General features: G+C 64.8%; 14 protein-coding genes. 10 read left to right on the forward strand and 4 right to left on the reverse strand.

The features are described 5' to 3' along the window. The first annotated feature begins 61 nt into the window (after positions 1–61). Positions 62–901, forward strand: a complete 840-nt coding sequence (locus LDN85_RS02265; protein ID WP_223944476.1) for a sucrase ferredoxin — start codon at positions 62–64, stop codon at positions 899–901. A gap of 27 nt (positions 902–928) precedes the next feature. Here the strand turns inward: LDN85_RS02265 and LDN85_RS02270 are convergent, their stop codons facing one another. Then, positions 929–1,093, reverse strand: coding sequence for a hypothetical protein (locus tag LDN85_RS02270; RefSeq protein ID WP_223944477.1), 165 nt, complete (start codon positions 1,091–1,093; stop codon positions 929–931). Positions 1,094–1,210: 117 nt separating this feature from the next. On the opposite strand from LDN85_RS02270, the gene LDN85_RS02275 reads away from it, so the two are divergent. After that, entirely contained in the window at positions 1,211–2,083 is an 873-nt protein-coding gene (locus LDN85_RS02275) for a fused MFS/spermidine synthase (RefSeq protein WP_223944478.1), read from the forward strand. Between the two features lie 25 nt (positions 2,084–2,108). Here LDN85_RS02275 and LDN85_RS02280 read toward each other — a convergent pair whose 3' ends face one another. Beyond that, entirely contained in the window at positions 2,109–3,863 is a 1,755-nt protein-coding gene (locus tag LDN85_RS02280; protein WP_223944479.1) for an ABC transporter ATP-binding protein, read from the reverse strand. Continuing rightward, the gene (locus tag LDN85_RS02285; protein WP_223944480.1) at positions 3,860–5,662 is read right to left on the reverse strand and encodes an ABC transporter ATP-binding protein; all 1,803 of its coding nucleotides are present in this window, start codon (positions 5,660–5,662) and stop codon (positions 3,860–3,862) included. Before LDN85_RS02285 ends, LDN85_RS02280 begins: the two co-directional genes overlap by 4 nt. A gap of 40 nt (positions 5,663–5,702) precedes the next feature. On the opposite strand from LDN85_RS02285, the gene LDN85_RS02290 reads away from it, so the two are divergent. From LDN85_RS02290 to LDN85_RS02315, 6 genes are all read left to right on the forward strand, one after another. After that, positions 5,703–6,533, forward strand: a complete 831-nt coding sequence (locus tag LDN85_RS02290; protein WP_223944481.1) for an AraC family transcriptional regulator — start codon at positions 5,703–5,705, stop codon at positions 6,531–6,533. Positions 6,534–6,669: 136 nt separating this feature from the next. Continuing rightward, positions 6,670–7,623 (forward strand): ABC transporter substrate-binding protein, encoded by a 954-nt coding sequence (locus tag LDN85_RS02295; RefSeq protein WP_223944482.1) that lies wholly within the window; start codon positions 6,670–6,672, stop codon positions 7,621–7,623. Beyond that, positions 7,620–8,501: a siderophore-interacting protein gene (locus tag LDN85_RS02300; protein WP_223944483.1), complete on the forward strand. Its 882-nt coding sequence runs from the start codon at positions 7,620–7,622 to the stop codon at positions 8,499–8,501. The genes LDN85_RS02295 and LDN85_RS02300 overlap by 4 nt, the downstream gene beginning before the upstream one ends. Next, positions 8,501–9,616 carry an iron chelate uptake ABC transporter family permease subunit gene (locus LDN85_RS02305; protein ID WP_223944484.1) on the forward strand — a complete coding sequence of 372 codons (1,116 nt, stop codon included), beginning with the start codon at positions 8,501–8,503 and terminating at the stop codon, positions 9,614–9,616. Before LDN85_RS02300 ends, LDN85_RS02305 begins: the two co-directional genes overlap by 1 nt. Further along, positions 9,613–10,701, forward strand: a complete 1,089-nt coding sequence (locus LDN85_RS02310) for an iron chelate uptake ABC transporter family permease subunit (RefSeq protein WP_223944485.1) — start codon at positions 9,613–9,615, stop codon at positions 10,699–10,701. The genes LDN85_RS02305 and LDN85_RS02310 overlap by 4 nt, the downstream gene beginning before the upstream one ends. 17 nt (positions 10,702–10,718) lie before the next feature. Then, positions 10,719–11,570 (forward strand): ABC transporter ATP-binding protein, encoded by an 852-nt coding sequence (locus tag LDN85_RS02315; RefSeq protein WP_223944486.1) that lies wholly within the window; start codon positions 10,719–10,721, stop codon positions 11,568–11,570. 49 nt (positions 11,571–11,619) lie between these two features. Here LDN85_RS02315 and LDN85_RS02320 read toward each other — a convergent pair whose 3' ends face one another. After that, complete coding sequence (locus LDN85_RS02320; protein ID WP_223944487.1) at positions 11,620–12,516, reverse strand: LysR family transcriptional regulator; 897 nt, start codon at positions 12,514–12,516, stop codon at positions 11,620–11,622. A gap of 137 nt (positions 12,517–12,653) precedes the next feature. On the opposite strand from LDN85_RS02320, the gene LDN85_RS02325 reads away from it, so the two are divergent. Beyond that, positions 12,654–14,039, forward strand: a complete 1,386-nt coding sequence (locus LDN85_RS02325; RefSeq protein WP_026542079.1) for an MFS transporter — start codon at positions 12,654–12,656, stop codon at positions 14,037–14,039. Between the two features lie 4 nt (positions 14,040–14,043). Beyond that, on the forward strand, positions 14,044–14,793 hold the full coding sequence (locus LDN85_RS02330; protein WP_026542078.1) for a 3-hydroxybutyrate dehydrogenase: 750 nt from the start codon (positions 14,044–14,046) through the stop codon (positions 14,791–14,793). Positions 14,794–15,275 lie beyond the last annotated feature (482 nt).

Raw genomic sequence — 15,275 nt, forward strand, 5'->3', positions numbered from 1 at the left:
GCCTGTGGCCCCAACAGGACGTTTCTTCTGCGCCGAAAACGCCCGGATTCGCGGAGACTCAATGGCGGGCACGGCGTCGCCTTCCTTGGTGTGGGTCCTGGTGGAGTACCGGGGTGCGTGGCCGCCCAGCGGCTTCGAAGGCCTTGACCTCGATGCCGGAACCAAAGCCATGGTCCTCTCCTCGGCGCGGGCGGCGAATGCACGGGTCCTCCTGGTGCGGCGGCCCGGTCCCAGGCGCCGCCACGGAGTGGCCAGCTGGGCGGTCCTTCGCCATGAAAGTTCCGGCGCATATCGCCAGCATTGGGGAACGTGGGAGCGGGACGAGGACCTGGCGGAGATTGCTTCGGCCTTGGCCCTGCCCGGCGGGACGGGGTTGCCGCCGGCCATCCTGGTCTGCGCGCATGGCCAGCACGACCCTTGCTGCGCGGTGTGGGGGCGGCCGGTGGGGCTTGCCCTGAGTGAGCGCTGGCCTGAACTGGTGTGGGAATGCTCCCACGTTGGCGGTGACAGGTTCGCGGCCAATGCGGTGGTCGCCCCTGACGGCGTGTATTACGGAGGACTCGACGCCGGGACTTCCGTCACCACCATAGAGGAGCATCTTTCCGGCCGTATCCATGCCCGGTATTTACGCGGCTACACGGATCTGCTGCCGCCACAGCAGGCAGCAGTCGCGGCCGCATTGGGAGAATTCGGGCCCGCCGGCAGGCATGATTACGTGGTCACGCGGGCTTTGCGTGAGGGCGATCACTGGCTCATTCACCTCGCCGGCCGGCCGCCCCATCCGGCACGTATCGAGGTGGAACTGCGCGCCCTCCGCACGCCGCAGCGCCAGTTGACGTGCCGGGCCGCAGGGGAAGGCTCGGTGGTGATCTACCAGCCAATCTCCATCCGGAGCACCTGAGACGGGTTGCCCGCCAAGGAGCTGCTCCTAAGGAGCTTGGCGGGATTCGGGGTCGTCGGACGGATCCGTATCAAGTGGTGGATCCAGGAGGCCCGGAGGTTTGGGCACCCGCGCCAGCATGAGGCAAACGACGGTCAGCCACGCTACCGCCACCGTCAGCACCTCCGCCCACACTGTTTCTCCAAGACCCATGTAGAGATCATAGGACTCAATCGCGCTAAATCATAAGTACCCTTAGTGTTGAGGTGCAGTTAGGGGAAATGTGTCGCTCCACTAGGCTTGACGCATGACTCGGATGGGGCGGAAATAGTGGCGAAACGCGGTAAAAGGTCGACGGCGGGAGTCGTCGAGGTGCCTTCCGGCGCCCGCCCTGACGGTCCAGTGGCGGGGGTCTACTATATCGATACCGGCGACTGCGAACTCATCCCGGACCAGGACAACTCCAACGGCTGGCTGCTGAAGATCAATGGCGTCATGAGCTCGCACATCGACCTCGCAGATCCCCTGTTCCTGGACTTTGAATACATGCGCTGGATTGCCGCCTTAGTGGAATCGCGGTGGCCGCGCGAGCAGAAACCGAAGCTGCGCGCACTGCACCTTGGTGGGGGAGCGTGCTCCATGGCCCGCTACTTCCACGCCGCCTACCCCGAAGCACGGCAGGTCGTGGTGGAGCTCGATGGCAAGCTGGCCGATTACGTACGCGGGTGGTTCGACCTCCCCAAAGCACCGTTGTTAAGGCTCCGTGTGGGCGAAGCCCGCCAAGTCACTGAATCCCTCACTCCGGATACCAGGGACCTCATCATCCGCGATGTCTTTGCCGGCGCCTTCACGCCCCGTGCACTGACCACCCGTGAGTTCACGGCGCATGCAGACGCGGTCCTGGCATCCGACGGACTGTACGTGGTCAATTCAGGGGATGCGCCTGACCTCAAGAATGCCCGGGCCGATGCCGCCACCATCGCGGACACGTTTGAGCACACCATGATCATCGCCGACCCCGCCATGCTCAAGGGGCGACGCTACGGCAACATGATCATGGCCGGCAGCCATGCGCCTTTCGGCGACGACCCCACATTGGCCCGCAGGCTCCTGGGAGGCGGCGTCCCGGCGCACATCTGGGACGACGCCAAAGTGCGCGCATTCGCCAAAGGAACCCCCGTGCGGCACGACCCCCAGGGGTGAGCTACTGCACTACAAAAACTCCACGTCAATTCCGGCTCAGGGAGCTGTTCCAGGCCTCCCACAACGTGGCGTACCTGCCGCCGGTGGCCAGCAACTGCTGATGCGGGCCGGACTCGATGATCCTCCCGTGGTCCATCACCACTACGGTGTCCGCGGAGGCAGCCTGGGACAAACGGTGCGCGATCACCACTGACGTCCGGCCCGCCAACGCAGCCTCTGCAGCCCGGTCCAGCAAGACTGCCGAGCCGGTTCCCGCTTCAGCTGTGGCTTCGTCGAGTACTGCGATGGGCGGATCCTTGAGCATGAGCCGGGCCAGGGCCAGTTGCTGCGCCTGCTCGGGCGTGAGCTGATGGCCGCCGGCGCCTACGGAAGTCTCCAGTCCGTCGTCGAGCGCTTCAACCCAAGTGGCCCCGACAGCCTGCAGGGCATGGGAAAGTTCCTCGGTGGAAGCGTCCTCTTTGGCGAGCCTGAGGTCCTCGGCCAGCGTGCCGGAGAAGACGTGCACCTCCTGGCTGACCATGGCGATCCGAGAATGCAGGTCTTCCGTTGCCGAGCGGACGGAATCGAGCCCGCCCACCCGGACCGTCCCTGTATCGGGGTGTTCCAGGCCCATGATGATCTTGGCCAAGGTGGTTTTACCGGCGCCTGAGGTCCCCACGATCGCAACCCGCTCGCCAGGGCGGACCGTCAGCGAGACTTCCTGGAGCGCGGGCCGCTGGCCGGGATAGGCGAAGGTGACGTTCTCCACCATGATCCCGGAGTCAGCTGCCGCGGAGGGCCCTGGAGTGGTGGGTGATCCTGCAGTCATGGTCAGCCCGAACATGCGGCCCAATCCGGCGGCAGCCTTCTGGAGCTCGTCGAACTGGCCCAGAACCAGCCCGATCGGATCGAACAGCCGGTAGAAGTACAAGGCCGCCGCCGTGGCTGCTCCAATGGTCACGGCACCTTCGGCGTGAAGCCAGAATCCCACCGCCAACACCGCGGACAATCCAATCAGTTCGGCAAGGTTGAGGCGGTTGTAGAACCTGGTCAGGAAACCCACGCCGCGCAGCGAATGGCCGATGTTCTCGTGCGAGGCTGCTGCCACCAATCCGGCATGGTGCGGGCCCAGGCCCAAGGCCAGGACGGACGGTGAGCCGTGGACGGTTTCGATGATCTGCTCGGTCCGGTTGGCCTCGGTGATCCGCACGGTGCGGTAAATGGGGGCGGTCCGCTTGAGGAACCAGCGCAGGGTGAAGATTTGCAGCGGCGCAGCAATGAGGACGGCCACGGCAAAGCGCCAGTCGATGACGCCCAAGCCCAGCAAGGTCACTCCGATGGTGAAGGCCGCGCTGGTGAACGCCGGCAGCACCCCCGAGATTGCTTCGCTGACGGCCTCCACGTCGCCGGACACCCGGGCCACGACGTCGCCGATCCCCGCCTTTTCCAACTGTGCCAGTGGTTTGCGGATGGCGGCGGCAAACACCTCCTCGCGCAGGCCGGCGAGGGCTTCTTCACAGATCCGGGCGAGCAGGTTTTGGCCCAAAATGCCCAGCAATGCACCCAGGCCTCCTGCTACTAAAAGCCCGATGGCCAGCCACAGCAGGGACATGACGTCCCCGCCGGATGCTGCAATGTTGACCATCACCCCCAGGATTGCCGGGGCGGCCAAACCACAGCAAGACGCCGCCAACAACACCAGGATGGTCAGGGCGAGCCTGCCGGGCCGTTGCGCCAGCAGGCGCCACATGGCCTTCCGGGTCTCGCGCGGGGTGGCAATTGGGAGGATCCCGGCACTCATGAGCCCACCACCTCGCGGTAGCCGGCCGATGCCGCGAGCAACTCCCGGTGGGTGCCTGTTTCCGGTGGCCCATCGGCGCGGCCCACCACCACGCGGTGGCAGACGGCCAGCAGCGTGGGGCTCGTGGTGACCAACACCAGGGCTTTGTCCGGGAAATTTCGGAGACCCTCGGCAATGACGGCTTCGGTGGCGGTATCGACGGCGGTGGTGGGGTCGTGCAGGACCAGCACCGGTTGCTGCTGGTGCAGGGAGCGCCCCAGCACCAGCCGCTGCCGCTGCCCGCCGGACAGGCTTTGGCCATGTCCGGAAAGAACGGTTTCGGTGCCTTCCGGAAGTTGTGAAACAAAGTCCCCGACGGCGGCCGCCGCCATGGCCCGTTCCTGCAGTTGGGTGCCGGCTGCTGCGACGTTGTGGCGGACGCTGCCCCGGAAAAGTACGCCCTCGTGGCTGTCGGCAAAGACTTTGGCACGGACGTCCAAGGGGTCCAGGTCCGCGGCATCGCGGCCCTGGATGGACACGACGCCGCGGGGAGCCGGTGTTCGGAAGCCGAGTGTGTCCACCAAGCGCCGGGCCTGGGAGCTGTCGGGAAGAACGACACCCACGATTTCACCGGGAGAGGCAGCGAACGGTGGGAATCCGTTGTTTTCCGGGGTGTCGAAGAGTTCAAGGAGCGGGACTGGCTGTCCGGGGGAGGTGGGGCGTCCCGCTGGCCCGGTTGTCGTCGTCGTGCTTTCTCCTGTAGGGGCGCTTTGGCCATGAGCCCGTTCCCCGCAACCGGTCGCGGGTACCGCGTCCGGTTCCTCGAGCAGGACTGCGATGCGTGCTGCGGAGGCCCGTTTGCGGGCGAGTTCAACGCTGAGGAATCCCAGCCAGGTCATGGGTCCCTGAACAAACTGGGCCACACCAACAACGGCTACCAGTTGGCCCACGGTGATGCTTCCCTGGAGCGCGAACCAGGCCGCGAAGAACGCGATGCCCGCCAGGAACGCTGCCGACAGGGCCGTACTTGCCCCTGTGTAGGCAGATTTTGCGCGGATGGCTTTCAGGGCGGATGCCAGCGACGTCCGGCTCGCATTGCGGTAGCGGGCCAAGGCGGCATCTTCCGCCCCCAGGCCTTTGAGCGGGCGGGAGCCGGTGATGAAATCCGTGGCCAGCGCGCCGGCACGGGCTGCCGTGGACTGCTCCACGTCGCTGCGGATTTCCAAGGGCTTGGTCAGCCGGTGCATCACCAGGAGCACGATCGGGGTGGCCACCAGGACGGCAAGGCCCAGCGGGACGGAAATGAGCAGGAGGGTGACGGCGGAGGTCACCACACCGGCCACTGCAGCAAGGGCGCCGCTGATCAGCCAGGCCAGTCCGGCCACCCTGTCGGCGTCCGAAGAGGCAATCGCCACGATTTCGCCGGGGGCGCGCCGGGCAGCCATTCCACGGGGATGCAGGGTCCGCTCCACCACCAACTGGCGGAGGTCGTGCGAGCCGTAATTGAAGGCACGTTCCGTGGCCAGGGTGCCGAAGCGCCAGGAGAGTGCAAGTACCACGAACACCGTGGCCAAGGCGCCCAGCCATCCCAGGAGGGCTCCGGCGTCGTTGGGTTCAATCGCGTTGTCCACCGCGGCGCCAATGGTTGCCGGCACCAGAGCCTCGCTGACCTGGTGAAGGGCGAGTCCGGCGCAACCAGCCACCAAGAGCTTCCAACGGCCGTTGGCGAACAACGTGAACCTGAAGAGGCGGGACGCTTTCCAGGGTGCTTGTTTGTTGCGCCCGGGCGGGCAGGGCGGAATGGCGGAACGGGAGGGCATGCTTACCATAGTAAGGCTCACCTAACTTCAAGAAGGCCAGATGACCCGCCAAGCTATATCGCAATCCGGACAGACCGTGCCACGGGCAACACCGGAGGTGGAAGTCCACGTCAGGGGCATCTCGACCCAGTATTTCGAGTGCGCGACGCCGGCTACCTGGACTGACCACTTCCACGCTACCCACGAACTGCTGTGGGGTGCCCGGGGAGTTCTGACTGTGGAGGCCGACGGCGGGTTCTTCGCCGTTCCGGCAACACTGGGGCTGTGGATTCCGGCCGGCGTGGTCCATGCCGTGAAGTCCACGCAAGGCACAGGGTTCTACTGCTCCAACATTGATGGCCAGGTGATGCCGCACTTGGCGGAGAAGACCGTGGCGGTGACGGTGCCCGCCGCCGCGCAGGAGTTGTTGCGCCACATGAGTGCTTACGACATGGAGGATTCCCTTCGTGCCGGTTCCGAGCAGGTGGTGGTGGGACTCCTGGACGTGGTGGACGCCCGGCCGATGTTGCTGCCGATGCCCACCGATCCGCGGCTGGAACTTATTGCCCGGGCGCTCCTGGATGATCCGGCCTTGGATCGTTCGCTGGAGGAGTGGAGTGCGGAAGTTGCCATCAGCGTGCGCAACCTTTCCCGTTTGTTCCACAAGGAAACTGGAATGACGTTTGCCCAATGGCGGATCCATGCCAGGGTACGGGTCGCCTTGGGTTTGCTCGCTGCCGGCTACCCCGTTTCCTCGGTCAGCAGGCGCGTGGGTTACAACAACCCGAGTGCCTTCGTGCAGGTGTTCAGGAAGGTCATGGGGCACACTCCGGGGTGGTATGTGTCATCGATTAAGGCCGGAAACCACCACTCTTTGGCCGGTACCGAATAGAATCCACCGGTTTCTCAGACCATGACGTTGTTAGGGTAGGTATACCTAACTTCGGCAGCCGCTGCGAGAGTCCATCACACGGGCCGCGGCAGCCATCGGGAGCTCTCCGTCTCCCCTGAGAATCAAGAGGACCGCAGTGATTTCACGCTCTAAAACCATGTCTGCCGCCGTCGCGGCACTGGCATCCGCAGCCCTTCTCCTCAGCGGCTGCGCTGCCACGGATGCCAGCGCAAGCGCGAAATCGGAGACCCGCACCGTCACCAGCGAGGTCAAAGAGGTCAACATCCCGGCCGAGCCCAAGAAGGCCCTGGGCATGTACACCACCGACCTGGACATGCTGATCACGCTCGGCATCCCGCTGGCCAGCCAGCAGCCAATCCGCGACAGCGGCTACTCCGGCTTCCCGTACTTTTTCGACCAGGACGCCCTCAAAGGCATCACGCCGTTCACCAATTACCCGGAATTCAACTTCGAAGCCATCCTCAAAGCCCAGCCGGACCTCATCCTGAACGGCCTGGGTTATGACAAGGAGTTGGACGGGAAGCTCTCCGACATCGCCCCCACCTACACCTTCAATGGCTTTGACGGCAGCGACTGGCGTACCAAGTTCAAGACCGTGGCCGAGGCCTTCGGGAAGACCGCGCAATACCAAGCCTGGATGGACAAGTACCAAGCCAAAGTGGACCAGGTGAAGAAGCGCCTGGCCGCGGCAGGTAAGTCCGATCTTGTCATTGGCCCCGTGGACTACTACGAGGACCAGGTCTCGGTCAGTTGCTATGGAACCCCGTGCCTGGTCATCAAGGACCTGGGCTTGAAGGTATCCCCGCTGGCCGATGGCGAGGGCGTCAAGCTCAGCGCCGAGCAGCTGGAACAGCTCAACGGCATCGACGCCATCATCACCACCGAGGTTCCTGAGAAGGACGGAGCCAACCCGGACGCTTTCGCCCCGCTGGCCAACAACAAGCTCTGGACCTCGCTGCCCTTTGTGGCCAACAAGCAGATCCACCCGTACGACCTCGAAATGATCTACGGTTCCCCGAGCGGCCAGTACGCATTGCTCGAGAAGTTTGAAAAGGCGCTCCTGCCATGATGAGTATCTACAGGGCAGAGGTAGTGGCCACGCGCCTGCTCACGCCGGGAATGTGTCGGATCACCTTCGGTGGTCCCGGCCTGGCCGGCTTCGCCAGCACGGGTGTGGGCGATGAATACCTGCGGGTTTTCCTGCCGGATCCGGGGACCCGGGAGGCACGCCTGCCGATCTCCGCCGGAGACTCCTGGGACTGGTCGCCGGGGGTTGAGCCGTCCGCCAGGCGGACCTATACCGTCCGCGCTGTGGACCCTGCCGCCGGAACGGTGGACATCGACTTCGTCATTCACGACGGCGGGTTGGCAGCTTCCTGGGCGCAGCACGCCCGGGTGGGTGACGTCGTCGGACTTAACTCGCCCACTGGATTGTACGAACCGCCCGCTGACCTTCAATGGCAGATCCTGCTGGCCGATGCCACCGGGCTTCCGGCTGTTGCCCGGCTGGTGGAACAGACGCCGCCCGGTGTCCGGACGCGTGTCCTGATCGAGGTGGAAGAGCCATCGCACCGGCAGGAACTCACCTTGGGCGCCGGCACTGAAATCGCGTGGATCTACGGCGGGAACGGCCACAGCCAATCGCGGTTGGATGAGGTGCTGCGCTCCATGGAATTGCCCGGCGGTGTGGGCTACATCTGGGTAGCAGGAGAGACCAAGGTCCTTCGGGGGATCCGCAAATATCTCCGGCATGAGAAGAAGCTGACGCCCGCGTCCTACAAGCTGGTTGGCTACTGGACGGACCAGAGCGAAGCGTGGGAAGAACGTTGGGAAAACCTCGACGCCGAAACCCGCCGCTGGTTCGACGACCTCTGGTCCAACGAGAAGCGCGATCGCGAGGAAATCGTGGACCTGCAGGACGCCAAGTTCGAATTGCTGGGCCTGTAGTGACGGCTGGAACCATGGCGCGGGCGTCGCAGGTGTCCGTGCCCGCCGACGCTCAGGGGGCTCCCGGTGGTGAGGCTTCCGGTGGTGCGGCCGGTGGCGCCGCTGCCGGTCTTGCCTCCGCGAACCGGTACCGGCTCATGGGGTTGCTCACGGCGGTGGCTGCCCTGGCCCTGGTTCTGTGGCTCAGCCTCGTAGTGGGCTCCAAGGACGTGGACCTGGCCAGCCTTTGGCCGGCGATCACTGCGTATGACGGTTCGCCGGAACATGTGATCATCCGCGACCTCCGGCTGCCGCGTACGGTGACCGGTGTGCTGGTGGGAATCGCACTGGGTTTGTCCGGGGCGCTGATCCAGGCATTGACGCGCAACCCCTTGGCGGACTCCGGCATCCTGGGAGTCAACGCGGGTGCGGGTTTCTTCGTGGTCCTGGGCGTGGCGTTGTTCGGTGTCACCACCATCGGGGAGTACATCTGGTTTTCGTTCGCCGGTGCAGTGGTTGCCACGGTGGGTGTGTACTTCATCGGGTCAAGGGGGAGGGGCGGGGCGACACCGCTCCGCCTCACCCTTGCCGGTGTTGCCCTGGGTGCGGTGCTGGGTGGAATCTCGTCCGGCATCACCCTTCTCCGCCCCGCAGTGTTCGATAGCATGCGCAGCTGGAGCGCCGGCACGTTGAGCAACCGGACCTGGGAAATCTTCACCGCTGTCACACCGTTCATCGTGGTTGGCGCGCTGATAGCCCTCGCCCTCGCACGGCCGCTCAACGCCGTAGCCTTGGGCGATGACACCGCCAAGTCACTTGGTGCCAATATCACCAGCACCCGGGTCTGGACCATCGTGTCCGTTACCCTCCTCTGCGGCGCTGCGACGGCTGCCGCCGGCCCCATCGGCTTCGTGGGACTCATGATTCCGCACGTTTCCCGGTGGATCGTAGGACCGGACCAACGCTGGATCCTGGCCTACACCCTGGTGCTTTCACCGGTGCTGCTTCTCGTCTCGGACATCGCGGGCCGGCTGGTGCTTCGTCCGGCGGAAATGCAGGTGGGCATCATCACCGCGTTCATCGGCGCACCGGTCCTGATCTGGCTCATCCGACGCCGGAAAGTGAGCACCTTGTGACGGGCGCCAATCTTGTGCCTTCCATCAGGCAGGCGACATCCATTGACTTCGGCCGACGGACCCTGGCCATCCGTGGGTTCCGCGGGCGCGTCTCGTTCCGCGTCGACGTTCGCACGGTGGGTGTCACCGCCGTCCTCGTCGCCGCCGCCCTGGCGCTCGCCGTCGTCGCCCTTGGTTTGGGTGAGTTCAGCATCGCGGTGCCGGACGTCGTGTCCGCGTTGCTGGGTCAATCCACTGGAGCCGTGCACATGGTGGTGGTGGAGTGGAGACTGCCCCGCGTGCTCCTGGCCCTGTTGTTGGGGGCGGCCCTGGGTGCCAGCGGGGCGATCTTCCAGTCGCTGACGCGCAATGCGCTGGGCAGTCCGGACGTGATCGGCTTCAACACCGGCGCGTACACCGGTGCCCTGGTGGTCATCCTGCTGATGGGCGGCGGGTACTTCGCGGTGTCCGCCGGTGCCTTGGTAGGTGGGCTGGTGACGGCTGCTTTGGTGTACCTGTTCGCGTACAAAAAGGGCATCCAAGGCTTCAGGCTGATTATTGCCGGCATCGCCGTGAGCGCCATGTTGGCGTCGGTGAACACCTGGATGATCCTCAAAGCCTCGCTGGAACAAGCCATGTCCGCAGCGGTGTGGGGTGCCGGTTCCTTGAACAAGGTCTCCTGGGACCAGGTGCTTCCGGTGGTGGGTACCTTCGCGGTGCTGCTGGTCCTGCTGGCCTTTTACGGCAGGCGGTTGGGACTGCTGGAGATGGGCGACGACGCCGCCAGGGCCTTGGGCGTCCGGCTGGAAGGCTCGCGGCTGGTCCTGGCAGTGGTGGGTGTGGCATTGACTGCCATGGTCACCGCGGCGGCCGGTCCCATTGCCTTTGTTTCCCTGGCCGCTCCCCAACTTGCCCGGCGATTGACCCGGTCCGCCTCGGTGGGGATGCTCCCCTCCGCAGCCATGGGCGCCTTCCTGCTGGTGGCCAGCGACATCGTGGCGCAGAACCTGTTCGCGCCCATCCAACTGCCTGTGGGAGTGGTGACCGTCAGCATCGGCGGCTGCTACCTCGTCTGGCTCCTTGCCCGCGAGGTGAAGCGGCAATGAATTCCGAGGAGATTGTCATGACTGATGTGTTGGATAACGCTGCTGTGGTTTGCCCGCCGGGGTCGGCGTTGTCGGGTTCGGCGTTGCCGGCTTCGGGGCGCCTCAGCGCCCACAACGTGAGCCTCGGATATGCAGGCCGTACGGTGTCTTCCGCACTTGACGTGAGCATTCCCGATGGAGGGTTCACCGTCATTGTGGGGCCGAATGCCTGCGGAAAGTCGACGTTGTTGAGGGCGCTGTCCCGGCTTCTTGAGCCCAGCACCGGTTCCGTGTTGTTGGATGGGAAGAGCATTTCCTCCTATGGGGCAAAGGAAGCCGCGCGTCGTCTGGGACTCTTGCCGCAGACCTCCATTGCCCCCGACGGAATCACCGTAGCTGACCTGGTAGCGCGCGGACGCTACCCCCACCAGAAGCTGTTGCGGCAGTGGTCCGAAACGGATGAAGCCGCTGTGGTGGCGGCCTTGGAGGCCACCAATGTGACTTCGCTGTCCGGCCGATTGGTGGACGAGCTCTCCGGCGGGCAGCGGCAAAGGGTGTGGGTGGCCATGGTCCTCGCCCAGCAAACCCCGCTGCTCCTGCTGGATGAGCCCACTACGTTCCTGGACATCGCACACCAGATTGAGTTGCTGGAACTCTTCCGGCGGCTCAACAACCATGGCACCACGCTGGTTGCCGTGCTCCACGATCTCAACCATGCCTGCCGTTATGCCACGCACCTGATCGCCATGAAGGACGGTGCCGTGATTGCCGAGGGGCGGCCCGCCGACGTGATCTCGGCCGAGCTGGTGGAGCACGTGTTTGGCCTGCCGTGCATGGTGATCGATGACCCCGTAAGCCACACGCCGCTGGTGATCCCGCTGGGCTCCTGAGTACCGCCACCCCGGACCCACCCCCGCCCTGTCTGCGCACCTCGGCGCGCTACTGCGCCCCCAGCAGCTCTTCCCGCCGCTGCTCCGTCTCCTCCCGCAAGGCCTGCACGACGGCGGCTACCGCGGGGCGGCGCATGGAGTCCGGGCGGAGGACCATCCAGTAGGGGAGAAGCTCGGCGAAGTCAGACCGGAGCAGGCGCACCAAATCCGGGTGCCGGTCAGCCATGAAGCACGGAAGGAATCCCACGCCTGCCCCGGCCCGGGTGGCTTCCACATGCACAAACACGTTGGTTGAACTCAGTCCGTCACGCATGGTGGGAACCAGCCGGCGGGGAGCGTCCAGGTCATCCACTTGCAGCATCGAGTCAACAAAATAGACGAGCTGGTGCTGCGTCAGTTCCTCGACGCTCTCCGGCGTGCCCTTGTCTGCCAGGTAAGCGCGGGACGCGTACATGCCCAGCCGGTACTCTCCGAGCCTGATGGCTTCGGCGCGGTGAACCTGCGGCGTCCCCACCACCACTTCGATATCCAGGCCGGAACGTTGCTGCAACGCCCTGCGTGTCACCGTCACGATCTCCACGCTCAGCCCTGGGTGCTCCCTCCGCAAGCGCGCCACGGCGGGCGCCGCGACGTAGGCGCTGAAGCCATCGGTCGCGGTCATGCGTACGACGCCGGTAATGGGGTCGGGTGCAGTGTCGCTCGGTCCCAGCGAGCCCACGGCCGCTTCGATCCGCTCAGCAACCAGTGCGGCTTCGGCGCCCAGTTCCGTCACTTCCCACCCACCGGCAGCCCGCGCAAGGACCCTGCCGCCCAGCGCTTTCTCCAGCGCCGCTATCCTGCGCGAAACCGTGGTGTGGTTCAGTCCCAAGGCCTGGGCCGCCGTCGTAAATTTTCCTGAACGTGAGACGGCAAGGAAGATGAGGAGGTCGTCGGGGTTCGGGTTCATATCTGCAATTCTGCACACCTAAGGTGCCTTATTGGTCATTGAGGCATAACGAATCTGCAGCAATACTCAGTGGAGCTATTCGTGTTGTGGATCACAACACGGTCAAAAGGGTCAAAGAGGACACTGAGGAGATGGATATGAGCGTAGAGCAGCGCTCCGCGTCAAAGGCCGGGAAAGGCGCCGGCCAAGGCTCCGGCCTGAAGAAGATCGTCGCGGCCTCGATGGTGGGCACGGTGGTGGAGTGGTACGAGTTCTTCCTCTACGCCACGGCTGCCACGCTGGTTTTCGGCAAGTACTTCTTCCCGAGCACCGGCAACGAACTGGATGGCATCATTCAAGCCTTCATTACCTATGCGGTGGGCTTCGTGGCCCGTCCGCTCGGTGGCATTGTCTTCGGCCAGATCGGCGACAAACTGGGCCGCAAGCCCACTCTGCAGCTGACAATCGTGATCGTGGGCGTTTCCACCTTCCTGATGGGCTGCCTCCCCGGTTTCGTGGACATCGGCTACTGGGCCCCGGCCATGCTCGTGGCGTTGCGCTTCATCCAGGGCTTCGCCCTCGGCGGCGAATGGGGCGGCGCCGTGCTGCTCGTGGCTGAGCACAGCCCCAACAAGTCCCGCGGCTTCTGGTCCTCATGGCCCCAGGCGGCAGTGCCGGTGGGCAACCTCCTGGCCACCCTGGTCCTGTTCGTCATGTCCACCACGCTCAGCAGCGAGGCCTTCCTCGGCTGGGGCTGGCGCGTAGCGTTCTGGCTCTCCGCAGTGATCGTGTTCGTGGGCTACTACATCCGTACCCACGTCACCGAAGCCCCCATCTTCCTCGAAGCCAAGGCACAGGTGGAAGAGTCCAAGGCAATCAGCTACGGCGTGGGCGAAGTCATCCGCAAGTACCCCAAGGGCATCCTCCAGGCCATGGGGCTCCGTTTCGCGGAGAACATCATGTACTACCTCGTAGTGAGCTTCGCGATCGTCTACCTCAAGAGCGTCCACAAGTACGACACCTCCTCGCTCCTGCTGGCACTCCTGATCGCCCACGTCATCCACTTCCTGGTCATCCCGCAAATCGGACGCCTGGTGGATTCATGGGGACGCAAACCCGTCTACCTCATCGGCGCGATCACCGGGGCAACGTGGCCGTTCTTCGCCTTCCCCATGTTCGACACCAAGAACGCCGTGGTCATCGTCCTGGCCGTCACCATCGGTCTCTGCCTCCACGCGTTCATGTACGCAGGACAGCCGGCCATCATGTCCGAGCTCTTCCCCACCCGCATGCGCTACTCGGGTGTCTCGCTCGGCTCGCAGGTCACCTCGATCTTCGCCGGTTCACTGGCTCCGCTGCTGGCAACCCAGTGGCTCAAGGACACCGGGTCCTGGGTTCCCACAGCCATCTACCTCGTGGTCGCCTGCGCGATTACCGTCGTCGCAGTCGTTTCGTTGAAGGAGACCAAGGGCATCGCCCTGCAGGACGTGGACCAAGCCGACGCGATCCGCCACGGCCTGACAACCGCTACCTCGAAAGGCTGATCCGATGGAGAACTCCTTGAACGGACGCAAAGCACTGGTGACCGGCGGGGCGAGCGGGATCGGGGCAGCCTGTGCCCGTGCGCTCGCCGCCCGGGGGGCGAAAGTTGTAGTGGCCGACGTCGACGCCTCCGGAGCTGCGGCCCTCGCCGATGAGCTGGGCGGCACTGCCTGGACCGTGGATCTGCTGGACGTGGACTCCTTGGCTGCGCTGAGCCTGGACTGCGACATCCTGGTCAACAACGCCGGTATCCAAAAAGTTGCCCCGATCGAGGAGTTCGAGCCTGCGGAGTTCCGGCGGATCCTGGCCCTGATGCTGGAGGCCCCGTTCCTCCTCATCAGGGCCGCGCTCCCGCACATGTACGCCAACGGATTCGGCAGGATCATCAACATTTCCTCCGTCCACGGGCTCCGGGCATCCGCTTACAAGAGCGCCTACGTCTCCGCCAAACACGGGCTCGAAGGACTCAGCAAAGTCACCGCCCTGGAAGGCGGCGAGCGGGGCGTGACGTCCAACTGCATCAACCCGGGCTACGTCCGCACCCCCCTTGTCGAGAAGCAGATCGCGGATCAGGCCCGGCTCCACGGCATTCCCGAGGCCGAAGTCCTGGCCAAGGTGATGCTCACCGAGTCCGCAGTGAAGCGCTTGGTGGAGCCTGCGGAAGTTGCGTCGTTGGCCGCGTGGTTGGCCTCCGACGACGCCGGTATGGTCACCGGCGCGAGCTACACCATGGACGGCGGGTGGTCGGCCCGGTAGCTCCTTTGCGGCGCGCAAGTCCCCCGCCGCCGAGGTGGCGCTGCGCTTCAAACGGCTGCTGCGAAGCGGGCGTTTGGAGTGTTGGATCCGCTGCCACGAGCCACAGGAAAGCGGCCGCCGGACGGGCTGGGAGCGCGGACTGGTCTCGTTTCGCACTCCAGCGGTGGACTTTGTCAGAACGGGCCCCGCCAGACCGTCGCAAGAAAGGCTCTTCACTTTCCTCATCAGTGGGAGGGCGGAGCCCAATCTCTGGGACCCTCATCCCAACGATGCGAGCTTGCTTGGCCGGGGTGTTCGCTCGATCCAGCTGGACACAACCTTGGGCGTGATAGACGTGGCCGGCTTTCCCGAGGCCATGGAGGAGGTACGAGGACTGCTGTTCTATTTTGAGCCTGCGAGGTGACAGCTGGCCCCAATGCTCGTCGTGAACATTGGCGTTGTTGGCCTTTTGTTTTCCTGCCCTTCCCGGGCGTTTTGAAGGT

It is taken from the genome of Arthrobacter sp. StoSoilB20, assembly GCF_019977295.1.
GTDB lineage: Bacteria > Actinomycetota > Actinomycetes > Actinomycetales > Micrococcaceae > Arthrobacter > Arthrobacter nicotinovorans_A.